At 62.4% G+C, this 26,337-nt stretch carries 19 protein-coding genes; 8 read left to right on the top strand and 11 right to left on the bottom strand.

Features of this window, described 5'->3' with window-relative positions:
- Positions 1-64: 64 nt before the first annotated feature.
- Positions 65-505 (top strand): hypothetical protein, encoded by a 441-nt coding sequence (locus ACSSVH_RS22095; protein ID WP_492633723.1) that lies wholly within the window; start codon positions 65-67, stop codon positions 503-505.
- Here ACSSVH_RS22095 and ACSSVH_RS22090 read toward each other — a convergent pair.
- Positions 425-1,228, bottom strand: a complete 804-nt coding sequence (locus ACSSVH_RS22090) for a TatD family hydrolase (protein ID WP_492633722.1) — start codon at positions 1,226-1,228, stop codon at positions 425-427. The genes ACSSVH_RS22095 and ACSSVH_RS22090 overlap by 81 nt on opposite strands.
- 2 nt (positions 1,229-1,230) lie before the next feature.
- Positions 1,231-2,226 (bottom strand): catabolite repressor/activator, encoded by a 996-nt coding sequence (gene cra / locus ACSSVH_RS22085; protein ID WP_169950992.1) that lies wholly within the window; start codon positions 2,224-2,226, stop codon positions 1,231-1,233.
- 283 nt (positions 2,227-2,509) lie between these two features.
- Between cra and ptsP the strand changes: the two genes are divergently transcribed.
- The 4 genes from ptsP (at position 2,510) to ACSSVH_RS22065 (ending at position 9,648) form a co-directional block, all read left to right on the top strand.
- Positions 2,510-5,368, top strand: a complete 2,859-nt coding sequence (ptsP, locus tag ACSSVH_RS22080; protein ID WP_492633721.1) for a phosphoenolpyruvate--protein phosphotransferase — start codon at positions 2,510-2,512, stop codon at positions 5,366-5,368.
- Positions 5,369-6,310: a 1-phosphofructokinase gene (gene pfkB, locus ACSSVH_RS22075; protein ID WP_170056715.1), complete on the top strand. Its 942-nt coding sequence runs from the start codon at positions 5,369-5,371 to the stop codon at positions 6,308-6,310.
- A gap of 11 nt (positions 6,311-6,321) precedes the next feature.
- Positions 6,322-8,028 (top strand): PTS fructose-like transporter subunit IIB, encoded by a 1,707-nt coding sequence (locus ACSSVH_RS22070; RefSeq protein WP_432754633.1) that lies wholly within the window; start codon positions 6,322-6,324, stop codon positions 8,026-8,028.
- 78 nt (positions 8,029-8,106) lie between these two features.
- Entirely contained in the window at positions 8,107-9,648 is a 1,542-nt protein-coding gene (locus tag ACSSVH_RS22065) for an alkaline phosphatase D family protein (RefSeq protein ID WP_170041724.1), read from the top strand.
- A 45-nt stretch (positions 9,649-9,693) separates the two neighbouring features.
- Here the strand turns inward: ACSSVH_RS22065 and ACSSVH_RS22060 are convergent, their stop codons facing one another.
- Positions 9,694-12,216, bottom strand: a complete 2,523-nt coding sequence (locus ACSSVH_RS22060) for a PepSY domain-containing protein (protein ID WP_492633720.1) — start codon at positions 12,214-12,216, stop codon at positions 9,694-9,696.
- Positions 12,217-12,352: 136 nt separating this feature from the next.
- Positions 12,353-14,656: a TonB-dependent receptor gene (locus tag ACSSVH_RS22055; RefSeq protein ID WP_492633719.1), complete on the bottom strand. Its 2,304-nt coding sequence runs from the start codon at positions 14,654-14,656 to the stop codon at positions 12,353-12,355.
- 216 nt (positions 14,657-14,872) lie between these two features.
- Between ACSSVH_RS22055 and ACSSVH_RS22050 the strand changes: the two genes are divergently transcribed.
- The gene (locus tag ACSSVH_RS22050; protein ID WP_169950977.1) at positions 14,873-15,553 is read left to right on the top strand and encodes a Fe2+-dependent dioxygenase; all 681 of its coding nucleotides are present in this window, start codon (positions 14,873-14,875) and stop codon (positions 15,551-15,553) included.
- Between the two features lie 2 nt (positions 15,554-15,555).
- Entirely contained in the window at positions 15,556-16,302 is a 747-nt protein-coding gene (locus ACSSVH_RS22045) for a tetratricopeptide repeat protein (protein ID WP_492633718.1), read from the top strand.
- Positions 16,303-16,328: 26 nt separating this feature from the next.
- On the opposite strand, the gene ACSSVH_RS22040 is transcribed toward ACSSVH_RS22045, so the two are convergent.
- The 5 genes from ACSSVH_RS22040 to ACSSVH_RS22020 form a co-directional block, all read right to left on the bottom strand.
- Positions 16,329-17,492 (bottom strand): type III PLP-dependent enzyme, encoded by a 1,164-nt coding sequence (locus ACSSVH_RS22040; protein ID WP_032861941.1) that lies wholly within the window; start codon positions 17,490-17,492, stop codon positions 16,329-16,331.
- A 425-nt stretch (positions 17,493-17,917) separates the two neighbouring features.
- Entirely contained in the window at positions 17,918-19,075 is a 1,158-nt protein-coding gene (locus ACSSVH_RS22035) for an osmoprotectant ABC transporter ATP-binding protein OsmV (RefSeq protein WP_029291958.1), read from the bottom strand.
- Complete coding sequence (locus ACSSVH_RS22030) at positions 19,072-19,725, bottom strand: ABC transporter permease (protein WP_027604864.1); 654 nt, start codon at positions 19,723-19,725, stop codon at positions 19,072-19,074. The genes ACSSVH_RS22035 and ACSSVH_RS22030 overlap by 4 nt, the downstream gene beginning before the upstream one ends.
- A gap of 13 nt (positions 19,726-19,738) precedes the next feature.
- Positions 19,739-20,632, bottom strand: coding sequence for a glycine betaine ABC transporter substrate-binding protein (locus ACSSVH_RS22025; RefSeq protein ID WP_169950973.1), 894 nt, complete (start codon positions 20,630-20,632; stop codon positions 19,739-19,741).
- 20 nt (positions 20,633-20,652) lie between these two features.
- Positions 20,653-21,405 (bottom strand): ABC transporter permease, encoded by a 753-nt coding sequence (locus ACSSVH_RS22020; RefSeq protein ID WP_262381389.1) that lies wholly within the window; start codon positions 21,403-21,405, stop codon positions 20,653-20,655.
- A gap of 295 nt (positions 21,406-21,700) precedes the next feature.
- Here ACSSVH_RS22020 and ACSSVH_RS22015 point away from each other — a divergent pair, with 295 nt between their 5' ends.
- Positions 21,701-23,284: a peptide chain release factor 3 gene (locus tag ACSSVH_RS22015; protein WP_169950969.1), complete on the top strand. Its 1,584-nt coding sequence runs from the start codon at positions 21,701-21,703 to the stop codon at positions 23,282-23,284.
- 64 nt (positions 23,285-23,348) lie between these two features.
- Here ACSSVH_RS22015 and ACSSVH_RS22010 read toward each other — a convergent pair whose 3' ends face one another.
- Together ACSSVH_RS22010 and ACSSVH_RS22005 are read right to left on the bottom strand one after the other, a co-directional pair.
- The gene (locus ACSSVH_RS22010; protein WP_169950967.1) at positions 23,349-23,687 is read right to left on the bottom strand and encodes a hypothetical protein; all 339 of its coding nucleotides are present in this window, start codon (positions 23,685-23,687) and stop codon (positions 23,349-23,351) included.
- A 260-nt stretch (positions 23,688-23,947) separates the two neighbouring features.
- Positions 23,948-26,206, bottom strand: coding sequence for a TonB-dependent siderophore receptor (locus ACSSVH_RS22005; RefSeq protein WP_169950965.1), 2,259 nt, complete (start codon positions 26,204-26,206; stop codon positions 23,948-23,950).
- Positions 26,207-26,337: the final 131 nt, after the last annotated feature.

Below are 26,337 nucleotides of genomic sequence, written 5' to 3'. Positions count from 1 at the left end.
TTTGTAGTGCGATTGGGTGAGAATTTGTTTCACACCCCATCCAGCGCTTCCGGGAGGCAGGGCCATGACCGCGACAACCCCAGGCGTGAAAGGGCATTGCGCCCACTGCGACATCACCTTCGGCCTCAAGCCCTGGCAGCTCAATGCCATTGCTCTCAACGAGCCCTTTGATTGTCCGTATTGTCACAAAGTCCTACAGCTCAATTGCCCCAGGCAACTGCGCCAGTTGAAGTCCCTGGACAACCTGGCCTTGCTGCGCCCGAGCATGCTGGTGCTGACCAGCGTGGCCTTGTTGGTGGCCCTGGTGGTGGAGTGGGTCGGCTTGATCAGCAAGGTCGGGCAATTGAACGTGTCGCTGGTGGCGATCCTGATTCACTTCTTGACCCTGCGTCATGCTCGCCACCGGCATCGCATGACCCTGACGCTACAGGCGGTCAACCCCGCTATCGAGCGGCCAGTTGAACAGTTCGCAGGCGTTGCGGGTGCTCGCTTCGGCCAACGCTGAAGGGCTGATGCCCATCAGTTCGGCCAGGGCGCCGCAGATTGCCGGCAGGTGCTGCGGGCTATTGCGTTGGCCGGGGTACATGGCGGGGGCCATGTCTGGCGAGTCGGTTTCCAGCACCACCGAATCCAGCGGCAGTTGGGCGATGACCTTGTGCATGCGCAAGGCCTGGGGCCAGGTCGGCGCGCCGCCCAGGCCCAGCTTGAACCCCAGCTTGATGTATTCGCGGGCTTCTTCGCGGCTGCCGGCGAAGGCATGGATGATCCCGCCCCGTGCCAGGCGGATGCGCTTGAGGGTGGCGATCACGGCCGCGTGGCTGCGGCGCACATGCAGCAGCGCCGGCAGTTGGAAGTCCACGGCCAACTGCAATTGCGCTTCAAACAATATTTGCTGACGCTCGCGGTCCAGGTGCTCGAGAAAGTAATCGAGACCGATTTCCCCCACGGCGCACACCTGGCGATGGCCCTTGAGGCGGCTCAGCCAGTCGCCCAATTCGATCAGGTCTGCGGGACGATGTTCATCCAGATACACCGGGTGCAGGCCGAAGGCCCCATGCAGGTCCGGGTCCTGTTGCACCAGGTCCCACAACCGCTGCCAATTGCGCTGATACACCCCCAGCACCACCATGCGCCGCACGCCGAGCTGGCGGCTGTGCCTGAGCACCTCGTCGCGATCAGCGTCGAAGTCCTCGAAGTCGAGGTGGGTGTGGCTGTCGATCAGCTCCACGCCTACGCCTCGTGAATCCGCTGCTTGAAGGTCCGGCCAATGGCATGCACGCCCGGCTGGTAGTGCTGTTCTTCAATCGCCGCCAGCGCCAGGCGCAGGGCCGTCTGCGCGATCAGCGCGTGCTGCTGGGCCATGGCGTTGACCGGCAGCGGCAGGAAGTCCAGCAACTGAGTGTCACCAAAGGTGCCCAGGCGCAGTGGCCGGGACTTGAGCGGGAAGTCATGCAGCGCGTCAAACACCCCTTGTAGCAATACGTAGGAAGTGGTCACCAGCGCGTCGGGTAAATGCCCCAGGCGTTGCAGGAGTTCTTCCATCAACTTGCGGCCACAATCACGGCTGAAGGCTTCGCCGTGCTCGATCAGCACTTCGCCCTTGAAGCCGTGCAACGCTTGCTGGAAACCCGCCGCGCGTTCCTGGCTGATGCTCAGCTCGGGGCGCGCGCCGATCAACACGATCTGCCGGGGCAGCGGTTGCAGCAGGCTGCTGGTCAACTGCTGGCAGGCCTGGCGGTCATCGCTGACCACCGAGCAGAACTGCTCGGCCTCCATCACTCGGTCGATGGCGATCACCGGCAGGCCCTTGGCTTGCAGCTCGCGATAACTGTCATCGCTGGCAGGCAGGCAACTGGCGACGAACAGCGCATCACAACGCCGCGCACGGAACAGTTGCAGTAACTGGCGCTCGCTGTTGGCATCGTCGTCGGAACTGGCGATCAGCAATTGATAGCCACGGGCCCGCGCGCCTTGTTCCAACAGCTTGGCGATCCGTGCGTAACTGGGATTTTCCAGGTCCGGCAGGATAAAGCCCAAGGTGCGGGTATGCCGGCTGCGCAGCCCTGCGGCCTGGGGGTTGGGAGTGAAGCCATGCTCCTCGACCACCGCCCGCACCCGTTCCACGGTGGCGGTGCTGATCCGTTGCTGTTGGGCCTTGCCATTGATGACGTAGCTGGCGGTGGTCACGGACACACCGGCTAGACGTGCAATATCACTGAGTTTCAAACCGGGATTTCCTTGTTTTTTAGAGCTTGCCCCGACATTTTGTCCAATCGTAACCGATTCCTGCACGCGACCATTGTCGCAACTCAAGCGCCGAGTGGTGCTTCAACGATGCAAAATTACCCAGTAATCTGCCATAAATTCTAGATTAAACGTTTCAGCAAGCGTATTTTTACGATGTTCGCCGCTGAGTGCCTACTGCCAATTGACCGCTCAGTCAGTTATTTTTGCACGGTTTAATCAAAACAATACCTAGTGCGCACCCCGCACTAACTAGGAGAAAGGCATGCTTGAGCTCACCGTAGAGCAGATATCCATGGGCCAGTTGGCTGTGGATAAGTCTGCTGCCTTGCAACTGCTCGCCGAAAAACTGGTAGCCGATGGCCTGGTCGCCGAGGGTTACCTGAGCGGCCTGCAAGCCCGTGAAGCGCAAGGCTCGACCTTCCTCGGCCAGGGTATTGCGATCCCCCATGGCACCCCCGAAACCCGCGACCAGGTGTTCGCCACCGGCGTGCGCCTGCTGCAATTTCCCCACGGTGTGGATTGGGGCGATGGCCAGATCGTCTACCTGGCGATTGGCATTGCCGCCAAGTCCGATGAGCACCTGCGCCTGCTGCAACTGCTGACCCGCGCCCTTGGTGAAACCGACCTGGGCCAGGCGCTGTGCCGCGCCACCTCGGCCGACGCCTTGCTCAAGCTGCTGCAAGGCGCGCCCCAGGAGCTGGCGCTGGATGCACAAATGATCGGCCTGGGCGTGTCTGCCGACGATTTCGAAGAACTGGTGTGGCGCGGCGCCCGCCTGTTGCGCCAGGCCGATTGCGTGAGCAATGGCTTTGCCGCGGTGTTGCAGCAAGTCGATGCATTGCCCCTGGGCGATGGCCTGTGGTGGCTGCACAGCGAACAAACGGTCAAGCGCCCGGGCCTGGCCTTTGTCACACCGGACAAACCCATGCGCTACCTGGGCCAGCCATTGAGCGGCCTGTTTTGCCTGGCCAGCCTCGGCGAGGCCCACCAGGCATTGCTTGAGCGCCTGTGCGCCTTGCTGATTGAAGGGCGCGGCCAGGAACTGGGGCGCGCCACCAGCAGCCGGGCGGTCCTCGAAGTGCTGGGTGGCGAGTTGCCCGCCGATTGGCCCAGCGCCCGTATCGCCCTGGCCAATGCCCACGGCCTGCATGCGCGGCCGGCCAAGGCCCTGGCCCAACTGGCGAAAGGCTTCGACGGCGAGATCCGCGTGCGGATCGTCGACGGGCAGGGCGGTGCGGTGTCGGTCAAGAGCTTGAGCAAACTGCTCAGCCTCGGCGCCCGGCGTGGCCAGGTGCTGGAATTTGTCGCCGAACCCGGCATTGCCGACGATGCGCTGCCGGCGCTGCTGGCGGCTGTGCAAGAGGGGCTGGGTGAAGACGTCGAGCCGCTGCCGGCCGTCAGTGCACGGGTTGAAGCCCTTGAGGTGGAACCACTGATCAGCGCGCCGCGCTCCGGCAGCCTGATTCAGGCAATCCCTGCGGCACCGGGGATCGCCATCGGCCCGGCCCATATCCAGGTGTTGCAGCCGTTCGACTATCCGTTGCGCGGCGAGTCGGCCAACGTCGAACGCGAGCGGTTATCCGCAGCATTGCGCGATGTGCGCCACGATATCCAGGGCTTGATCGAGCGCAGCACATCCAAGGCGATCCGCGAGATTTTCATCACCCACCAGGAAATGCTCGACGACCCGGAGCTGACCGACGAAGTCGACACCCGCCTCAAACAAGGCGAAAGCGCCGAAGCGGCGTGGATGAGCGTGATCGAAGCAGCGGCCAAACAGCAGGAGTCCTTGCAGGACGCACTGCTCGCCGAACGCGCCGCCGACCTGCGGGACATCGGCCGGCGGGTGCTGGCGCAACTGTGTGGTATCGACACCCCGCAGGAGCCCGACGAGCCCTACATTCTGGTGATGGATGAGGTCGGCCCGTCGGATGTGGCGCGCCTCGACCCGACGCGCGTGGCCGGGATTCTCACCGCACGCGGTGGTGCCACCGCCCACAGCGCCATCGTCGCCCGCGCCCTGGGGATTCCCGCGCTGGTCGGCGCCGGGCCGGCGGTCTTGCTGCTGGCCTCGGGCACGCCATTGTTGCTCGATGGCCAGCGCGGGCGCCTGCATGTGGATGCCGATGCCGAGACCTTGCAGCGTGCTACCCAGGAGCGCGACACCCGCGAGCAACGCTTGCAGGCCGCCGCCGCGCAACGCCATGAACCGGCCTTGACCCGCGATGGGCATGCGGTGGAAGTGTTCGCCAATATCGGCGAAAGCGCCGGTGTGGCCGCTGCGGTCGAGCAGGGCGCCGAAGGCATTGGCCTGCTGCGCACCGAACTGATTTTCATGGCCCATTCCCAGGCCCCGGACGAAGCCACCCAGGAAGCCGAGTACCGTCGTGTGCTCGACGGCCTGGCTGGGCGGCCGCTGGTGGTGCGCACCCTGGATGTGGGTGGTGACAAGCCGCTGCCGTACTGGCCGATTGCCAAGGAAGAAAACCCGTTCCTTGGCGTGCGCGGCATCCGCCTGACCCTGCAACGCCCGCAGATCATGGAAACCCAACTGCGTGCGCTGTTGCGCTCGGCGGATGGCCGCCCACTGCGCATCATGTTCCCCATGGTCGGTAGCGTTGATGAGTGGCGCCAGGCCCGGGACATGACCGAGCGCCTGCGCGCGCAGATCCCAGTGGCGGACCTGCAACTGGGGATCATGATCGAAGTCCCCTCGGCGGCCCTGCTGGCGCCGGTTTTGGCCCAGGAAGTGGACTTTTTCAGTATCGGCACCAATGACCTGACCCAGTACACCCTGGCCATCGACCGTGGTCATCCAACCTTGTCGGCCCAGGCTGACGGCCTGCACCCGGCCGTGCTGCAACTGATCGACATCACCGTGCGCGCCGCCCATGCCCATGGCAAGTGGGTCGGGGTGTGCGGTGAGCTGGCGGCCGACCCGCTGGCAGTGCCGGTGCTGGTGGGCCTGGGGGTCGATGAGTTGAGCGTCTCGGCGCGCAGCATTCCCGAGGTCAAGGCCCGGGTGCGTGAATTCACCCTGGGCGAGGCCCAGGCCCTCGCACAAAACGCCTTGGCCGTGGGCTCTCCCGCGCAAGTGCGTGCCCTTGTGGAGGCTGTGTAAATGGCAAGGATTCTAAGCCTGACGCTGAACCCGGCGTTGGACCTGACCGTACAACTGACACGCCTGGAGCCGGGAGCGGTCAATCGCAGCCTGGCCATGCTGACCCATGCGGCGGGCAAGGGCGTGAACGTCGCCCAGGTGTTGGCAGACCTTGGCCATCACGTGACGGTTGGCGGTTTTCTGGGGGCAGACAATCCCCAGGCATTTGAAGCGTTGATTGCCCGTCGGGGTTTTGTCGATGCGTTTATTCGTGTGCCGGGGGAAACCCGCAGCAATATCAAGGTGGCCGAGCTGGACGGCCGGGTGACCGATATCAACGCGCCGGGGCCTGTGGTCAGCGCGCAGGCGCAACAGGCCCTGCTCGACCAGTTGACGCAGATTGCCCCGGGCCATGATGTGGTGGTGGTCGCCGGCAGCCTGCCCCAGGGTGTCAGCCCGCAGTGGTTGCAGGGCCTGTTGTTGCACCTGAAAAACCTCGGGTTGAAAGTCGCCCTGGACACCAGCGGCGAAGCCCTGCGCGCCGGGTTGCAGGCCGGCCCCTGGCTGGTCAAGCCCAACACCGAAGAGCTGGCCGACGCCCTCGATTGCCCGACCGCTACCGTCGCGCAACAGGCCCAGGCCGCCCAGCGCCTGCACCTGCAAGGTGTCGAGCATGTGGTGGTGTCCCACGGCGCCGATGGGGTCAATTGGTTCGGTCCCGACGCTGCCCTGCAGGCCACGCCGCCACGGGTCACCGTCGCCAGTACCGTAGGCGCGGGCGACTCGTTGTTGGCCGGCATGCTGCACGGTTTGCTGGCGATGGAGGCACCGCGGCAAACCCTGGCGCGGGCCACGGCCATCGCCGCGATGGCCGTCACGCAGATCGGTTTTGGCATCAGCGACGACGCGCAACTGGCGCGTCTCGAAAGCGGTGTGCACGTCCGCCCGCTGACAGAACAATAAGAGGGATTGTCATGAAATTAGCCATTGTTACTGCCTGCCCCAACGGCATGGTCACCAGTGTGCTGTGCGCCCGCTTGCTGGACGCCGCCGCCCAGCGCCAGGGCTGGAGCACCAGCGTGGAGGTGGTGGACGTGAACCACCCCGAGCGCGCACTTTCCCAGGCCACCCTCGATGCGGCCGAATGGGTGTTGCTGGTCGCCAGCACGCCGGTGGACATGCAGCGCTTTGTCGGCAAGCGCGTGTACCAGAGCACTCCGGCCCAGGCGTTGCAGGACGTTGAAGCGGTGCTGCAACGGGGCGCGCAAGAGGCCCAGTTGTACGTTGCCAGCACCACAGTGCCGACGGTAAAAAATGTGCCGCGCATTGTCGCCATCACCGCCTGCCCCACCGGCGTGGCTCACACCTTTATGGCCGCCGAAGCCTTGCAGCAGGCCGCTAAGGCCAAGGGTTATGACCTACAGGTGGAAACCCAGGGCTCGGTGGGCGCACGCACGCCCCTGAGCGAACAAGCCATTCGCGACGCGGATGTGGTGCTGCTGGCCGCCGACATCGAAGTGGCCACCGAGCGCTTTGCCGGCAAGAAAATCTACCGTTGCGGCACCGGCATTGCGCTCAAGCAGTCCGCCGCAATCCTCGACAAAGCGCTGGCCGAAGGCCAACAGGAAAGCGCGGCCAGTGGCGCGGTGGCCAAGGCGGAGAAAACCGGGGTCTACAAGCACCTGCTGACCGGCGTGTCGTTCATGTTGCCGATGGTGGTGGCGGGGGGCTTGTTGATTGCCCTGTCCTACGTCTTCGGGATCCACGCCTACGAAGAACCTGGCACCCTGGCCGCAGCCCTCAGAGCGGTCGGCGACCACGCCTTCACCCTGATGGTGCCGCTGCTCGCCGGCTACATCGCCTACTCGATTGCCGACCGTCCGGGCCTCGCGCCGGGGATGATCGGCGGCCTGCTGGCCAGTACCCTGGGCGCAGGTTTTATCGGCGGGATCTTCGCCGGTTTCCTCGCCGGCTACAGCGTCAAGCTGATCACCCGCGCGGTGCCATTGCCGCAAAGCCTGGAGTCGCTCAAGCCGATCCTGATCATCCCGTTGCTGGCGAGCCTGGTCACCGGCCTGGCGATGATCTACCTGATCGGCCCGCCCGTGGCGCAGATGCTGGCGGGCCTTACGGACTTTCTCAGCACCATGGGCACCACCAATGCGGTGCTGCTGGGCATCCTGTTGGGTGGGATGATGTGCGCCGACCTCGGCGGGCCGATCAACAAGGCGGCCTACGCCTTCTCCGTCGGCCTGCTGGCCTCCCAGAGCGGCGCGCCGATGGCCGCCACCATGGCCGCGGGCATGGTGCCGCCGATTGGCATGGCTATCGCTACGTTCCTGGCCCGGCGCAAGTTCGCCCAGACCGAGCGCGAAGCCGGCAAGGCCGCGTTGATTCTGGGCATGTGCTTTATCTCCGAAGGCGCCATCCCGTTCGCCGCCAAGGACCCGCTGCGCGTGATCCCCGCCAGCATCGCCGGCGGCGCGTTGACCGGCGCCTTGTCGATGTACTTCGGCTGCAAGTTGATGGCACCCCATGGCGGGCTGTTTGTGATGCTGATCCCGAACACCATCAACCATGCGCTGCTGTACCTGTTGGCGATCGTTGCCGGCAGCGTACTCACAGGGCTGGTGTACGCCGTGATCAAGCGCCCGGAGGCCGTCGAACTGGCCGTTGCCTGAGTGTAGGTAGCGACACCTGTCATCTGTGCTTCATCCGGCCATGCTTTAGTTTTCCTTTTGCTGTGCAGAGGCAAACCCATGAGCCACTTCAATCCCGGCCGTCGTCGGGTGATCCAGGGCGTCGGCGCCGGCCTGTTGCTGCCGGGGCTGGCGCCGGCGGTAATTGCTTCAGTCAAGGACCGGCCGCAGTTGACCGATGGCGTGCAGTCTGGCGACTTGCTGGGCGACCGCGCCATGATCTGGAGCCGCTGCGACCGCCCGGCACGGATGGTGGTCGAGTGGGATACCCGCAGCCTGTTCGGCAACCCGCGCCGTTTCATCTCGCCTTTGGCCGACAGCCGCAGCGACTTCACCGCCCGCGTCGAGCTGACCGGGCTGCCCGCCGACCAGGCGATTTTCTACCGTGTGCAATTTGAGGATGCGCAGACCGGCGTGGCCAGCGAGCCCTGGTTCGGCCACCTGCGCAGCGTGCCGCAACAACGGCGCGATATCCGCTTTGTGTGGAGCGGCGACACCGTCGGCCAGGGCTTTGGGATTAACCCGGATATTGGCGGCATGCGCATCTACGAAGCCATGCGCCTGCGCCTGCCTGACTTTTTTATCCACAGCGGCGACACCATCTACGCTGACGGCCCGGTACCGGCGCAATTGACCACCGAAGGCGGGCGCATCTGGCGCAACCTTACTACCGAGGCCAAGAGCAAAGTCGCGCAAACCCTGGATGAGTACCGTGGCAACTACCGCTACAACCTGATGGACGAAAACGTGCGCCGCTTCAATGCCCAGGTGCCGCAGATCTGGCAATGGGACGATCACGAAGTGGTCAACAATTGGTCGCCCGGCAAGCAACTGGACGAGCGTTACCAGACCAAGGACATCACCACCCTGGTGGGCCGCGCACGCCAGGCCTGGCTGGAATATGCGCCGATGCGCTTGCAGGGCGCCGACCAGGGTGGGCGCATCTACCGCAAGCTCAGCTACGGGCCGTTGCTCGATGTGTTTGTGCTGGATATGCGCAGCTATCGCGGGGCCAACGATGACAACCTGGGCGGGACCAAACCGTTTCTGGGGCGGGCGCAACTGGACTGGCTCAAGGGCGGACTCAAGGCGTCGAAGGCGCAGTGGAAGGTGATCGCCGCCGACATGCCCATCGGCCTCGGCGTGCCCGACGGCGAAGTCAGCCCCGGCGTGCCGCGCTGGGAGGCGGTGGCCAACGGCGACCCGGGCGCGGCCCAGGGCCGTGAGCTGGAAATTGCCGAATTGCTGGGCTTCCTGCGCGCGCAACAGGTGCGTAACCATGTGTGGCTGACCGCTGATGTGCACTACTGCGCGGCGCACCACTACCACCCGGACCGGGCGGCGTTCCAGGATTTCGAGCCGTTCTGGGAATTCGTCGCGGGGCCGCTGAACGCCGGGAGCTTCGGGCCCAATCCTTTGGATAAGACCTTTGGCCCGCAGGTGGTATTTGAAAAGGCCCCGGCGGTGCAAAACACATCGCCGTTTGCGGGGTTCCAGTTTTTTGGCGAGGTGCAGATTGATGGGCAGACGGCGGAGTTGACGGTCACACTACGCGACCTCGATGGCGTGTCGGTATTCGAACAAAAACTCCAACCCGCCTGACCTGAAATGCGCCCAAGCCCGCTCCCACATTTTGATGGGTGTACGTCAGTACACATCCCGGCGGTAGCGGCCCTGTTCGATAAGGCGTTCCACCGCCTCGCTTCCCAGGACGTCCACCAACACCTGGTCCACCCCGCCCGCCATGCCCTGCAAACTGCCACAGACATAAATCGCCGCGCCCTCGGCCAGCCATTTACGCAATACATCGGCGGATTCGCGCAGGCGGTCCTGGACGTAGATCTTCTCTTCTTGATCCCGCGAAAACGCCAGGTCCAGCAACGCCAGGTCGCCACTGGCCAGCCAGCCTTGCAGCTCGTCCTGGCAGTGGTAGTCGTGGGCGATGTTGCGTTCGCCGAACAGCAACCAGTTGCGCTGCTGGCCGTCGGCGATGCGCGCCTTGAGCAAGCTGCGCAAGCCGGCAAGGCCGGTGCCGTTGCCCAGCAGGATCAGCGGTACCGGGTCAGTCGGCAGGTGGAAGCCGCTGTTGCGCCGCAACCGCAGGCTGATTGCCGCGCCCAGCGGCGCGTGTTCGGTCAGCCAGCCTGAACCCAGGCCCAGGCTGCCGTCGGCGTGGCGTTCCTGGCGTACGATCAGTTCCAGTACGCCATCGCTGGCAATCGAGGCGATGGAGTATTCGCGCATGCCCACCGGCACCAGCGCCTCTACCAGGGCCTGGGCGTGCAGGCCGACCAGGTGGGAGCGGTTGTCCGGCAACTGGCGGCTGGCAAGCACCTGTTCCAGGGGCCGCGCCAGGCCATCGATCAGCACTTCGTCCGTGCCGGCGATGCCCAGGCCGTCGAGGAAATGTTCGACGGCCCACGGGCAATTGCGTGGCAGGATTTCCACCAGGTCGCCGGCCAGCCAGTTCCGTGGGGCGGGCGGGGTGAGCCCCAGCAGGTAGACGCCCGAGCCGCTGCTGTCTGGGTTGAGCAGCGTGCGCCGGTCCAGGGTCCAGCTTTCGTAGCTGGCGCTGGCCCAGGCGGCCGGTGCGTGGCCGGTGATCTGGCCCAGTTGCTGTTGCCAGTGCAGCAGGGCCTCCTGGTCGCCGCTGTCGACTTCCACCGGGGCGAACAACGGGTTGCCGCCCTGGTTGGTCAGCCAGAAGTGCAGGCGCCGGGCAAAGCCGCAAAAGTGCTGGTATTGACGATCGCCCAGAGCCAGCACCGAGTAGTTCAGGCCCTGGAGGGCAAGGTCTTGGCCCAGCACGCTGCGTTCGAAGCCGCGCGCGCTGTCCGGGGCTTCGCCGTCGCCGAAGGTGCTGACCACAAACAGCGCATGTTCCGACTGGCGCAAGTCGTCTTCACTGACACTGCCCAGGGGCTGCACCTTCACCGGCAACCCGGCCGCCTGCAACTGGCCGGCGGTCTGCCAGGCCAGTTGCTCGGCAAAGCCGCTCTGGCTGGCGAAACCGATCAGCCAGGCCGGTGCATTGCCAGGGTTTTCGCCCAGACCTTTGCGTGCATCGCGCACCTGGCGCTTTTTGCGGCGGCGGTCCAGGTACAGCAACCAGCCGGTAATAAAGAACAGCGGCATGCACAGCGAAGTGACGGTAAGGATGATCCGCCCCACCAGGCCGAAGTAACTGCCCACATGCAGCGCATAGATGCTGGTCAGCAATTGCGCCTTGAGGCTTTTATCGCCATAGCGTTGAACACTTTTGACCACGCCGGTGGCCGGGTCCAGGTTGATCTGGTTCAGCGCGCGGTCATGGGGAGAGTTCTGCAACAGGTAGTAGATCGTGGCCGGTTGCCCGGCGACGGCTGGCATACGGATGTTGTAGGCACTCAGGCCCGGGCCGGCGGTGCTGTAGATGCTGCTCCAGATCGCCTCGTAGTTGGCCACGGGTGCCGGGCCCGCCGGCGCCGGGCCGCGATTGCGCACCCGCTCGTTTTGCGGGGCATCGGACAGCAACTTGGTCAGGCCCTTGTTGTACCACTCGTAGGACCACGACAAACCGGTGAGCGCGGCCAACAGGTAGAACAGCAGGCACCAGGTGCCGAACACCGAGTGCAGGTCCCAGTTGAAACTGCGGCCTTTCTTGCGCCAGTCCAGGGTCAGCCAGGCACGCCAACTCGCCACCTGGCGCGGCCAGCGCAGGTACAGGCCGGAGAGGCAGAAGAAAATCAAGATCAGCGTACAGGCGCCGGTGATTTGCCGGCCGGTATCGCCCATGGCGAGGAAGCGGTGCAGTTGCAGCATCAGACCGAAAAAGTCCTGGCCGACGGCATCGCCCAGGTAGTCGCCGGTGTACGGGTCGAAGTAGCGCATCTGCCCCCGGCGTTCGCCCGGTGGCGGCGTGAAGAAGACCCGGGCGGCGTTGCCACTTTCGCTTTCCACCCACAGCATGGACACGGCCTTGCCTTCGGTGGCTTCGAGTTTGCGCACCAGTTCAGCGGGTGGCAGCACCCCGGCGGGTTGCTGGTGCACGGTCAGTACCGTGGGGTTGAGCGCCCGCAGGATTTCATCCTGGAACGAGTACGCGGCCCCGGTAATCCCCATCAATGCCAACACCAGCCCGGCGGTAATGCCGAAAAACCAGTGCAACTGGAATAGGGTCTTCTTCAACACGTCGGACGGCCTCGCTGAGCTGGATAGGAATTTTACGGCGCGCATTATGCCGTGAGTTGTCGAGAAAGATTCTTTTTTACATACGAAAGCCCCGAGCATCCGATGCGCGGGGCTTTTGCATGAAACCTACAGCGTCTTAGAAGTGGAAGCTGGTGGTCAACAGGGCCGTACGACCGGCTGCCTGGTTGGCGAAGTGTGCGCCGTAGGCCTTGTCGTAGTAGGTCTTGTCGGTCAGGTTCTGCACGTTCAATTGCAGGTCGACGTTCTTGGTCAGCTTGTAGCTGGCCATGGCGTCGTAGCGGGTGTAGGACGGTACGTAGACGGTGTTGGCCGGGTCGCCGTAGACGTCGTCGACATAGAACGCGCCGCCACCGACGGTCAGTTTCGAGGTGATGTCATAGGTGGTCCACAGGCTGAAGGAGTGCTTCGGCGTGTTGGGCATTTCGTTGCCTTTGTTGGAGCCGGCGGTGACGACACCCAAACGGTTGCCGTTTTTGCCTGGGTCCACCAACTCGCTTTTCAGGTAGCTGTAGCCGGCGAATACCTGCCACTGCTCGGTGAGTTTGCCGCTGGCGGAAAGCTCCAGGCCATCGACCCGGGACTCACCGGCGTTTTCATAGGTGTTGGAGTTGACCAGAACCCGCGCGTTTTTCTTTTCGGTGCGGAATACGGCAGCGGTCAGGGACAGGCGGTCGTGGAACAAATCCCACTTGGTGCCCAGCTCGTAGTTGACGGTTTCTTCCGGTTTCATGTCGCTGGTGTTGATGCCGGTTGGGATGGCGTTGGAGTCGACACCTTCACCCACCAGGCCGCCAGCAGGCGAGGCCGAAGTGGCATAGGAGGTGTAGATGCTGCCGTTTTCCATCGGCTTCCAGACCAGGCCGGCCTGCCAGTTGAAGAACTGGCTGTCGTCCTTGAGCTTGGTGCGGGCTTTTACCGTGGCGGAGGGTACCGCGTTGGTGTTGGCCTCGGTGTCGAACGTGTCGTAGCGCAGGCCGACGTTCAGCAGCCACTGCGGGTCGAGTTCGATGGTGTCGAACACGTACGCGGCGCGGCTGGTGGCCTTGGTGTTGGTGCCCATGTAGTTGCGGGCGACGCTGCCGGTCCAGGCATCGTTGGGGTTCGGGTCGCTCAACGAGGTGCACTGGCCGCCCTTGCCGCCGCCGGCCACGGTGCAGCTCGGGTTGCTGTTGGGGCTGACGGTGTAACCGCTGACACGGGTTTCTTCACCGGTAAATTCCAGCCCCGTGGAGTAGCTGTGCTTGAAGCCCAGGGCCTGGAAGCTGCCAAACAGATCGGTCTGGTTGGTGGTGGTCGTGGTGGTGGACACGCGGCTGTTGGCCCGGCGCCAGACGGTACCGAACTGGTTGACGTTGTGCTGGCTGTCGTCCGGTTGGGTGAGTACGTAGTCCTGGCCGGTGCTGCCGTGGCGCAGGGTGTTTTTGATCGTCGTGTTGTCGTTCAGGTCGTGCTCGATGGAGAACGTACTGATATCGGCGCGGGTCTTGCGGAAGTCGCGATCCTTCAAACCATAGAAGTTGCTGCTGTCGCCGCCGTCGGTGGGTTTGTCATGCACATGCACAGCCGTCGCGGAACTGTTGCTGTAGCCGTAGGGAATGCCCGAATCCGGCAGGTCGTTGCTTTCCATGTGGTAGTAGCTGAGGTTGACGCGGGTCGGGGTGCCCAGGCCAAAGGTCAGCGACGGTGCCACGCCCCAACGGTCGTAATTGACCGCGTCGCGGCCGGCCACGTTCTGTTCGTGGCTCATCAGGTTCAGGCGGAACGCGGCGTTGTCGAGGAACTGGCGGTTGACGTCGAGGGCATAGCGCCGGGTCTGGTCGGAGCCGTAGGTAAAGCCGCCGTTGAGGAAGTCCCGTGCTTGTGGGGTCTTGCTCACCAGGTTGAGGCTGCCACCGGCCGAGCCACGGCCACCGAACGAGGAGTTGGGGCCCTTGCTGACTTCGATGGACTCGATATCGAAAATTTCCCGGCTCTGGCCGCCGGTATCACGCACGCCGTCCAGGTAGGTGTCGCCCTGGGCATCGAAGCCACGGATAAACGGACGGTCGCCCTGGGGGTTGCCGCCTTCACCGGCACCAAAGGTAATCCCCGGCACGGTACGCAGAGCGTCCTGCAGCGAGGTGGCGGCGGTGTCCTTGAGCACCTGCGCTGGCACCACGGTGACGGAGCGCGGGGTGTCGACCAGGGGCGCGGTGTATTTCTGCGAAGAGGCTTTTTCGGTCTGGTAGGAGGTTGCGTCCTGTTCCTGGCCGGTGATGCTGGTGGCCCCCAGGGAAATGCTGTTGCGCTCGCCTTTTTGTTCGGTCTCTTCGGCCGCTTGCGCCATATGGGCGACAGAGCTGGCGCTGATGGCCACGCCAATGGCCGAGGCCAGCAAGCGCGGTGAACTGTTTGGTGTTTTTGTAATGTGGCGCGACATGAAATTCCCTACCCCAAGGATGTTAGGTCGCGAAATATATTGTAAACAATTATGCATAGCAATTGAGAGGCATTGCTATTTGCACTCTATTTACAAAATTTACACTTCGGGAGTTACGGTTTTTGCGGGCTCATACGTCTGCCCGTCGGATCAGGGTTTTACAGCGTCAATAGTAATCAATACCATTGGCGCCCCTCTGCCCTCAGGTAACGTCTCATGCTGCTGCATATTCCCGGCCTGTTCTCCCGCGAAGAAGTCCTGCGCATCCGCGAAGCCCTGGAGCAGGCGGACTGGGCAGACGGCAAGATCACCGCCGGGCACCAGTCGGCCAAGGCCAAGCACAACCTGCAATTGCCCGAAGGCCACCCACTGGCCAAGGAAATCGGCGCGGCCATGCTCGAGCGCCTGTGGCAAAACCCGCAATTCATGTCGGCGGCGCTGCCACACAAAGTCTTCCCGCCATTGCTCAATTGCTACACCGCGGGGGGCAGCTTCGACTTTCATATCGATAACGCCGTGCGCCAGCCCAAGGGCAGCCCCGAGCGGGTGCGCACCGACCTGTCTGCCACGCTGTTTTTCAGCGACCCGGATGAGTACGACGGCGGCGAACTGCAGATCCAGGACACTTTCGGCCAGCAGCAGGTCAAGCTGCCCGCCGGCGACATGGTGCTGTACCCCGGCTCCAGCCTGCACAAAGTCAACGCCGTGACCCGTGGCGCGCGGTATGCCGCGTTTTTCTGGACCCAAAGCCTGGTGCGTGAAGACAGCCAGCGCACGTTGCTGTTCGAAATGGACGGTGCGATCCAGCAACTGAGCCGTGACGTACCGGACCACCCGGCCCTGATCCAGCTCACCGGCACCTATCACAACCTGTTGCGTCGCTGGGTCGAGGTCTGAGCATGGCTTTTCACTTGCGCCGCGAAGAACGCCTCGACGGCGAACAACTGCGCGCCATGCTCGACGAATCACCGGCCCGCGCGGCCCAGGCGATCCTGATGGCGGCGAAGGAGGGCGTGCTCGATGCCCAGGCGCTACTGGGGCAAATCCTCCTGGAAGGGCGCGGGATCGAGCGCGATGAAGCACTGGCCCTGCGCTGGTTCCGGATTGCGGCACAGGGCGGGCACCTGATGGCACGCAATATGGCGGGGCGCTGCCTGGAACACGGCTGGGGTTGCGCCGCCGATGAGCGGGCGGCGGCCGTCGAGTATCGCCAGGCAGCAGAGGCGGGGCTGGATTGGGGGTTGTACAACTACGCCAACTTGCTGGCCACCGGGCGCGGTGTGACGCCAGACCAGCAACAGGCGCTGGCCTGTTACCGCCAGGCTGCCGAACGGGGGCATGCCAAGTCGATGAACCTGTTGGGGCGATACCTGGAAGACGGGCAATTTTGCGCGCAAGACCTGCCCGCAGCGCGCGATTGGTATCGTCGCTCGGCCGAAGGTGGGGATTTTCGCGGGCAGTTCAGTTATGCGGCGGTGCTGGCGGATCAAGGCCAGATCGAGGCGGCGCTGGAGTGGCTGCACCGGGCGCTGGAAGGCGGGAATCTGAAGTTTTTGCAGGTGGCGCACAAAGCGCTGGCGGCGGCGAATGATCCGCAGATTCGCGCCATGGCTGCTGCCTACCAGCAACGCGCAGAAGAGCTGTAGGAGCCGGCAAGCCGGCTCCTACGGGGTCAGACGTAGAAGGATTTCAGCGGTGGGAAACCGTTGAATTCAACGGCGCTGTAGCTGGTGGTGTACGCACCGGTGGACAGCCAGTACAGGCGGTCACCAATGGCCAGGTTCAGCGGCAGGCCGTACTTGTAGTTTTCGTACATGATATCGGCGCTGTCGCAGGTAGGACCGGCGATCACCACTTCTTCCATCTCGCCTTTTTTCTCGGTCCAGATCGGGAACTTGATGGCTTCGTCCATGGTTTCGATCAGGCCGGAGAACTTGCCCACATCCGTGTACACCCAGCGCTCGACGGCGGTACGGGATTTACGTGCAACCAATACCACTTCGCTGACCAGGATCCCGGCGTTGGCGATCAACGAACGGCCCGGCTCCAGGATGATTTCCGGCAGCTCGTCACCGAAGTCTTCCTTGAGGAAGCGGATGATTTCTTCGGCGTAGGTTTCCAGGCTGTTGGTGCGGGTGATGTAGTTGGCCGGGAAGCCACCGCCCATGTTGATCAGCTTGAGGTGGATGCCGTCTTCTTCTTTCAAGCGCTCGAAGATCACCTTGACCTTGGCGATGGCTGCGTCCCACACGCTGATATCACGCTGCTGCGAACCCACGTGGAACGAGATGCCGTAAGGCACCAGGCCCAGGTCGCGGGCGAGGATCAGCAGGTCCATGGCCATGTCGGTCTGGCAGCCGAATTTGCGCGACAAAGGCCAGTCAGCCGTAGTCGAGCCTTCGGTAAGGATACGCACATAGACTTTGGAGCCCGGCGCGGCCTTGGCGATGTTGCGCAGGTCGGCTTCGGAGTCGGTGGAGAACAGGCGCACGCCTTTCTCGTAGAAGTAGCGGATGTCCTTGGATTTCTTGATGGTGTTGCCGTAGCTGATACGGTCGGCGCTGACGCCGCGGTCCATGACCTTGTCCAGCTCGTAGATCGAGGCGATGTCGAAGCTCGAACCCTTGTCTTTCAACAGGTCGATGATCTCGACGGCAGGGTTGGCCTTGACGGCGTAGTACACCTTGGCGAATTCGAAACCGGCGCGCAGGTCATCGTAGGCCTGGCTGATCATCGCGGTGTCGATCACCACGAACGGGGTTTCTTGCTTGTCGGCGAACGCCTTCATTTTGTCAAAGGTGGCGCGCGCGAAATAGTCTTCGACGTTGATCGACATGCTGGGAACTCCTAAGGGCAAACTAAATTGATCAATGGGTGCAAATGAACGTCCTCCGTATCCCCACTTTGGTTCGCCTACTTCCCAAGGCATGTCGCCGAAAGCAAAAAGGCCACGGGATAAGCTTCCCTTGGCCTTGCTGTCTCGTCGTCAGTACTTGAGCCGGATGGATCGTTTCCAGCATGGACGTTCGGCGCGAACTTTAGGGCGTGAGGAGCTTGAGATCAACTAAAAATGTCGCGTTTTTGCACGCGTTCGTCGCGCGATCCCGTGCAGCTACTTATGTAACCGACCGGTGTGACGGATTGATGTTCCCCGGATGGGGCTGATCAGATGGATTTACGGTGTATTCATCGCAGGCAAGCCAGCTCCTACAGGGATTGCATTCCAACTTTGGGAGCTGGCTTGCCTGCGATAGCGGTCTATCAGGCCAAGGCAGTCTCGGCAGGCGACACGATACTGGTCTTGCCCCCACGGGACTTACCGGAGCTCAGGTACTCGGCAATCGATTCCTGGGTCACTTCACCCAAAAACACCCGCTCGGCATCCATCACCGGCAGCCACGAGCGGTTGAACTCGTACATGCGCGACAACAGGATGCGCAAGTGCTCGTCAAACGCCGCCGTGGCGTTGAACTCGCGCAGGTATTGGGCGCAGGTACCCGTCTGACGATGTAGGTCGCGACGTCGTACATAACCCAGGGCCTTGTTCTCGGCGCAGGTGACCACCACATAGCGCCGGTCATGCTCGTCCATCAGCTCCAGGGCATCGGCCACCGGCGTTTCCGGGCTGACCGACGGGGCGTTGTCCGCCGCGTCTTCGGCCTTGACCAGCAGCAGGCGCTTGAGGGTGCTGTCCTGGCCGACAAAGTTGCTGACAAACTCGTCGGCAGGATGGGCCAGCAGGGTGTCCGGGTGGTCGATCTGCAACAGCTTGCCGGCGCGGAAGATGGCGATTTTGTCGCCCAGCTTGATCGCCTCGTCGATGTCATGGCTGACCATGATCACCGTCTTGTTCAATGCGCGCTGCATCTCGAAGAACTCGTTCTGGATCATCTCGCGGTTGATCGGGTCGACCGCGCCGAATGGCTCATCCATCAGCAGCAATGGCGCGTCGGCCGCCAGGGCGCGGATCACGCCGATCCGCTGTTGCTGGCCACCGGACAATTCACGGGGGTAGCGGTGCAGATACTGCTTGGGTTCGAGCTTGATCATGCTCATCAACTCGCGGGCGCGGTCGTGGCACTTCTGCTTGTCCCAGCCCAGCAGCTTGGGCACCACCACGATGTTTTCCTCGATGGTCATGTTGGGGAACAGGCCGATCTGCTGGATCACGTAGCCGATATTGCGGCGTAGGGTCACTTCGTCGAGGTCGGTGGTGTCTTCGCCGTTGATCAGGATCTTGCCCGAGGTGGGCTTGATCAGGCGGTTGATCATTTTCAGCGTGGTGCTCTTGCCGCAGCCCGAGGGGCCGAGGAATACGCAAATCTCGCCTTCATTGACAGTCAGGCTCACGTCGTTAACGGCGGTGACAGTCTTGCCGTTGCTTTGGAAGGTCTTGGACAGGTTTTGAAGTTCGATCATTTGAGCAATCCTTTTGGAGTCAGCGAGCGTTGCAGCCATTGCAGAAGCAGGTCGGCGAAGATGGCCAGGAGACTGACCAGCACGGCGCCAACGATCAGCATCGACATGTCGCTGCGGCTGATGGAAGCCAGAATAAGTACACCCAGGCCACCGGCGCCGATGGTGGCGGCAATGGTCATCACACCGATGTTCATCACCACGGCGGTGCGCACGCCGGCGAGGATCACCGGCACGGCGATGGGCAGCTCGACCATGCGCAGGCGCTGGCCGAAGGTCATGCCGATGCCTTTGGCGGCTTCGCGGATGCCCGGCTCGACACCGGTCAGGGCCAGGTAGGTGTTACGCATGATCGGCAGCAGGGAGTAGAGGAACACGGCGGTGATCGCCGGCATCGGCCCCAGGCCCTGGCCGAACTTGGAGTAGAACGGCAGTAGCAGGCCGAACAGGGCAATCGACGGCACGGTCAGCAGCACCGTGGCGCTGGCCTGCAACGGGCCGGCCAGGGTCGGGAAGCGGGTCATCAGCACGCCCAGGGGCACGCCGACGACAATCGCAAGGATCACGGCGATCCCGACCAGGGTGATGTGCTGCCAGGTCAGGTGCAGGACTTGGGCCCAATCAAGATGGGAAAAGGCGTTCAGAAATTCCATGTCTTCTCCTCTTTTAGTTGAGTGGGTGCTGGCGCAGGAAGTCAGCGGCAACGGCCGATGGGCTTTCATGGTCGACGTCGACCCGCGCGTTCAGCTGGCGCATGGTTTCATCGTCGAACAGCGCCGCCAGTGGCTTGAGGTCGGCGGCCAATTGCGGGTGGGCATCCAGATAAACCTGGCGTACCACCGGGGCTGCGGTGTAGTCCGGGAAGTAGTGCAGGTCATCTTCCAGCAGCTTCAACTTGAAGGCGTTGAGGCGGCCATCGGTGGTGTACACCAGGCCGGCAAATACCTGGCCATTACGCAGGGCGGTGTAGACCAGGCCTGCGTCCATCTGCCGGGTGTTCTTGCGGGTGAGGTTCATGCCGTACAGCTTGACCATGCCGGCCATGCCGTCGGAACGGTTGGCGAACTCGGTATCCAGGGCCACCAGGCGGTTTTCACGGGTTGGCTCGGCCAGGGCCTTGGTCAGGTCGCTGATGGTGTTGATCTGCGGATACTCCTTGGCCACGTTTTCCGGCAGGGACAGGGCGTAGGTGTTGCTGAACTTCGACGGCGACAGCCAGACCAGGCCTTTTTTTGCGTCGAGTTCTTTCACCCGTGCGTAGGACTGTTCGCTGTCGAGCTTCTCGTCCACATGGTTGTAGGCCACCAGGGACACGCCGGTGTACTCCCAGATCAGGTCCAGTTGCCCGCTCTCCTGGGCACTGCGCGCCAGGTTGCTGCCCAGGCCGCCGGTCACGCGGGTGTCGTAGCCCTTGGTGCGCAGGTACTGGGAGGTAATTTCGGCGAGCAGGGTCTGCTCGGTGAAGACCCGGGCGCCGATACGGATCACCGGTTTTTCAGCGGCTTGCGCAATGCCTGCAAACAGCAGGACGCAGCTCAATATCAAAGTCAGTTTTTTCATGTCGATTCCTTTACCCAGCCTTAAGACGGACGCAACCCGCGTTCCAGCCAGAGGCGGCTGGCCATGGTCACCAGACCGTCAAGCAGCAACGCCAGCAACGCGGTACACGCGGCGCCGAGTAGCAATTGCGGCTGATTGTTCAGGGCAATGCCGGGGAAGATCAGGCTGCCCAGGCTGTTGGCGCCAATCAGGAACGCCAGCGGTGCGGTGCCGACGTTGATCGCCAGGGCCACACGTACACCACCGATGATGATCGGCACGGCGTTGGGCAGTTCGACGCGAAACAGCACCTGGCGCGGGGTCATGCCGATGCCGACGGCGGCTTCCTTCAAGGAACCCTGTACGTTTTTCAGGCCTTCGTAGGTATTGCGCACGATGGGCAGCAAGGAGGCGAGGAACAGGGCGAAGATGGCCGGGCCACTGCCGATGCCGAGGACGCCGAGGGCGATGGCCAGTACGGCCAGGGGAGGGACGGTGTTGCCGATGTTGAAGATCTGCATGAAACGTTCTGCGCGCCCGACCATATTCGGTCGGCTGAGCAGGATACCGGCGGGGATCCCTACGATCAGGGCAGCCAGCATGGAGACAAGTACAAGAATCAGGTGAGCTTGCAGGTAAAACAACAAATCGTCGCGGTACATCTCGATCGTGTTGATGCCGATCCAGTGGACCAGCAGGGCCAGGAGAGCGACGACAACCGCTCCTCCTATCAGCCCTTTGCCATAGCGAATAGCCACAGGCGGACTCCTTTTTTCTTTTGTCGGCGAACACATTTCCGAGCGGCAATGCCATTCCTGGCTGTCGGCGAATATGTTCGCGAAAAGCAGCTCGCCGATACCGGCAATGCGGTATGCGATCAAGCCATGAGCGCAGCCTCGTCAGGCTAACTTGCTGATTTTTCAGCCCCTGTTACGAGTGCGGTAGCAGGGGAGTGGACGTCTCTACCTTTTAAAAGGTTCCATACTTGGCAGCATTTAGCCACCCCCAATCGGGTGAACGGTGGTCCGGCTCCCTGGGTTTGCGCTATACTCGCCGCCCTTTTTTGACTCACCTGCCAGGCGATTTCCCATGACCCACCAGGCCGCCGAAGTCGCGAAACGCCGCACTTTCGCCATTATTTCCCACCCCGATGCCGGTAAAACCACCATCACCGAAAAGCTCCTGCTGATGGGCAAGGCGATCGCAGTGGCCGGCACGGTGAAATCCCGCAAGTCTGATCGCCATGCCACCTCCGACTGGATGGAGATGGAGAAGCAACGGGGTATTTCCATTACCACGTCGGTCATGCAGTTCCCCTATCGCGACCACATGATCAACCTGCTCGACACCCCGGGCCACGAAGACTTCTCCGAAGACACCTACCGCACCCTGACCGCGGTGGACTCGGCCTTGATGGTCCTCGACGGTGGTAAGGGTGTCGAGCCCCGCACCATCGCCCTGATGGACGTGTGCCGCCTGCGTGACACGCCGATCGTCAGCTTTATCAACAAACTCGACCGTGACATCCGCGACCCGATCGAACTGCTGGATGAAATCGAAGCCGTCCTGAAGATCAAGGCCGCGCCGATCACCTGGCCGATTGGTTGCTACCGCGACTTCAAGGGCGTGTACCACCTGGCCGACGACTACATCATTGTCTACACCGCCGGCCACGGTCATGAACGCACCGATGTGAAGATCATCGAGAAACTCGACTCCGATGAGGCCCGCGCCCACCTGGGTGACGAGTACGACCGCTTCGTCGACCAACTGGAACTGGTGCAGGGCGCCTGCCACGAGTTCAACCAGCAGGAATTCCTCGACGGGCAACTGACCCCGGTGTTCTTCGGTACCGCCCTGGGCAACTTCGGCGTCGACCACGTACTGGATGCGGTGGTCAACTGGGCACCGAAACCACTGGCCCGCGTTGCCAACGAACGGACCGTGGAGCCGGTTGAAGAGAAATTCAGCGGTTTCGTGTTCAAGATCCAGGCGAACATGGACCCCAAGCACCGCGACCGTATCGCCTTTATGCGTATCTGCTCCGGCAAATACGAAAAAGGCATGAAGATGCGCCACGTACGCACCGGCAAGGACGTGCGTATCGGCGACGCCCTGACGTTCTTCTCCTCGGAGCGTGAGCAGTTGGAAGAGGCGTTTGCCGGCGACATCATCGGCCTGCACAACCACGGCACCATCCAGATCGGCGACACCTTCACCGAAGGCGAAGCGCTGGGCTTCACCGGCATCCCGCACTTCGCCCCGGAACTGTTCCGCCGCGTACGCCTGCGCGACCCGCTCAAGTCCAAGCAACTGCGCCAGGGCTTGCAGCAGTTGGCGGAAGAGGGCGCCACCCAGGTGTTCTTCCCCGAGCGCAGCAACGACATCATCCTCGGCGCCGTGGGTGTGCTGCAGTTCGATGTGGTGGCCAGCCGCTTGAAAGAGGAATACAAGGTCGAATGCTCCTACGAGCCGATCACCGTGTACTCCGCGCGCTGGATTGATTGCAGCGACAAGAAGAAGCTCGAAGAGTTTTCCAACAAGGCCGTGGAAAACCTCGCCATCGACGGCGGCGGTCACCTGACCTACCTGGCGCCGACGCGGGTCAACCTGGCGCTGATGGAAGAGCGCTGGCCGGATGTGAAATTCCGGGCGACGCGCGAGCATCACTAAGGGTTAGCGGTACGAAAAAAGGCGAAGCTGTGATGGCTTCGCCTTTTTATTTGGCGGTAGATTATTAGGTGTTGGGCCCAACTTTAAGTTGTTTCAGGCTTAGATCAGCCCCCGCTCTTAGGGTTTCAACTTGTGCGGCTATTGCATCTTTGACAATTGCTTCGCCCACGTCAGTGATTTCCTGATTTTTTATATAGTTCACACTCAAGAACAATAGGTGCATGGCAACATCCATCGCACTTTGAAAAGACAGCAGTGTATTGTTATTCCCCAGTTCATCGACCACTCTTTCCCAGCGCCGGTCAGACTCGACCTGCAAGGCCTTGAACTCCGCCAGCGACACGTCGCCGTCCTCGTAGATATCAGACAGCAGCTTTTCCAGGGATTTTGAAATGTCTCGCATGACAGCCCTCGCAAAGAATATAAGAAGTTGCAGCGGGCGGACTTTATTCTTTGCGCGTGGCGTTGCGCAATTGCGGAAACATAGAGGTTACAAGTTACAGAAAGTTAGTCTGTGAGGCGGGGATTGGTGCTGTTTTTAATGTCGGACTTGTCGTTGGTTTTATCGCGAATAGGCGGTAATTACGTGCGCCAGAATGACCGTTAAAAAAGCTCCGCCAGGCATGCCGGGCGGAGCAGAGATACAGGCGCAGGTAACTGGCCTTAGAACGAAGCCGTCACCGACGCAAAATACGCCCGACCCGGTTCGTTGTACGTCTGGGCGCCCGCATCATCAGCATTGCCTTTGCGATACAGGCGCTTGTCCAGCAGGTTTTCGATGCCCACGCGTACGCTCAGGTTCTTGTTGAACTCGTAGCCGCTGCTCAAGCCCATCAAGCCGTACGGGTCCACGTCCTGCTGGGCGCTGCGATCATAGTTGCTGGCGCTGCGCGAGTTGAGGGTTGGCGACTCCTGCTTGCCGTAGTAGGTGCCGCTAACCTGGAACGACAGCTTGTCGGTGGCCTGCCAGTCCAGCGTGGTGTTGACCGTGTACTTGGGAATGACGCTCAGCGGCTCGCCGGTGTCCTTGTCCTTGGAGTCGATCATGTAGGTCAGGTTGGTGTTCCAGTCCAGGTCGTCGCGCAAGCTCATGAACAGGTTGCCTTCGACCCCCTGCACCAGCGCGGCGCCGCTGTTTTCCCATTCCAGCACACGGCGCCCGCCGTCCAGGCGGTAGGCGGCGGTGTTGCTGGCGTTAATTTTGTTCTTGTAGTCATTACGGAAGTAAGTCGCGCTGGTGCGCCAGGTGCCTTTGTCATAGGCCAGGCCGATTTCCTTGTTGACGCTGATTTCCGGTTTCAGGTCCGGGTTGCCCACCAGGTAGCAGCCACCGGAGTTGGTTTCGCCGGCGTTGCAGCCGTTACCACGGCTGTACAGCAAGTAGTTGGGGTTGGACTGGTACAGGTTGGGCGTCTTGTAGGCCCGGGCAATCCCGCCCTTGAGGCTCAGTTCATCGGTCAACTGGTGCGAGGCGTTGAGGCTCGGGCTCCAGTTGCCGCCGTATTCTTCATGATCGTCGTAGCGCAGGCCGGGGGTGATGATGGTCTTGCTGCCGACTTCGATGTTGTCCTCGGCGAACAGCGCGTAGCTGGAGGCCGTGGTCTTGGTGCTGCTGCGGCTCATCCCCGGAATGCTCGGCACGCCGCCGGTGCCTGGGTCGTAGCTTTGTGGGCGCAGCGAGCCTGGGTCGTTCATCGACTCGTAGAGGTATTCGCTGCCCAGGGTCAGCACCTGCTCGGTGCCGAAACTCAGGGGCAGGTTGACCTCGGCGGTGGCCCGGGTGTTGCGCAAGCGCGATTCGAAACGGCCAGCGGTGGCGGAGGGCGCGCCCTCGCCGGAGCCGGCCAGGCCTTCGTTGAGGCGTGCGTTGCGGGTCAGGTCGTGGCTCAGGGAGGCCAGGGTCGAGCCCCAGTCGAACTCGCCACGGTGGGTGGCGGAGAAACTGCTGCGCTGGATCACGCTGGTTTCTTTGCCGACCAGGCTGTTAACGAACACGCCACCGCCGTTGAGCATGGTGTCGCCGGCGAAGATATTGCCCTGGCGGCTGTAGCTGGCTTCCAGGTCCAGGGTTTGCTCAGGGGTGAATTGCCAGCTGAGCAAGCCGTTGACGTCTTTGTTGCGCACACCCTCGCGGCCGGCGACCAGCGAGTCGGCGGTGGCCTGCTCGGCCTGGTTGATGGTGGAGTCGTCGGCATCGGTCTTGTTCAGGCCGCCATATACCCGGAACGCCAGGGTATCGCTCAGCGGCCCGCTGAGGTTGAAGTTGGTGCGCTTGCTCATGCCTTCGGCATCGTCTTCGGGCAGCGACACGTAAGTGGTCAGCGAGCCGTGCAACTGGTCGGTGGGGCGCTTGGTGATGATGTTGATCACCCCGCCCATGGCCCCGGAGCCGTAGCGCGCGGCGGCCGGGCCGCGCAGGATTTCAATGCGTTCGACTTCCTCGGCCGGTACCCAGTTGGTCTCGCCACGGGTATCACGGTCGCCGCTCCAGCCGTAGCGCACGGCATTGCGCGAGGTCGAGGGCTTGCCATCGATCAGAATCAGGGTGTTTTCCGGGCCCATGCCGCGCAGGTCGATCTGGCGGTTGTTGCCTCGGCTGCCACTGGAACTGTTGCCGCTCAGGTTGACGCCGGGTTCACGGCGGATGATGTCCGACAGATCGTTGGTAGGTGGGCGTTTCTTGATGTCTTCGGCGGTGATGATCGACACGCCGGGGGCCTGCTTGAGCTCTTCGGCGGCGGTGCCCAGGATGCGCGTTTCGCTCAGCTCCAGGGCCTGGGAGGTGCCATCGACGGGCAAGTCGCTAGCTTCTACCGGCACTTTATCGCGCTCTCTTTCCAGGGTGTCCGCCAGCAGCGCAGGGGATGAAAGGGCGGCGATAAACGCCAGGGAGAAGTGGCTGAGCCTGAATCGAGGTGACATGTCCGCAAAATCCTTTATGAAAGGTGGCAACTGAGCGAGATGCACCAGAATTGCCTTCCAGCAGGATTCGGCGCGCTCTACGCGCCGGAATGCTAGTCATTATCAAATACAAGTAAATATCATTTACAATT

It is taken from the genome of Pseudomonas sp. HC1(2025), from assembly GCF_058742075.1.
The sequence above is the reverse complement of the archived record's forward strand: the minus strand, read 5'-3'. Positions and strand labels throughout refer to the sequence as shown.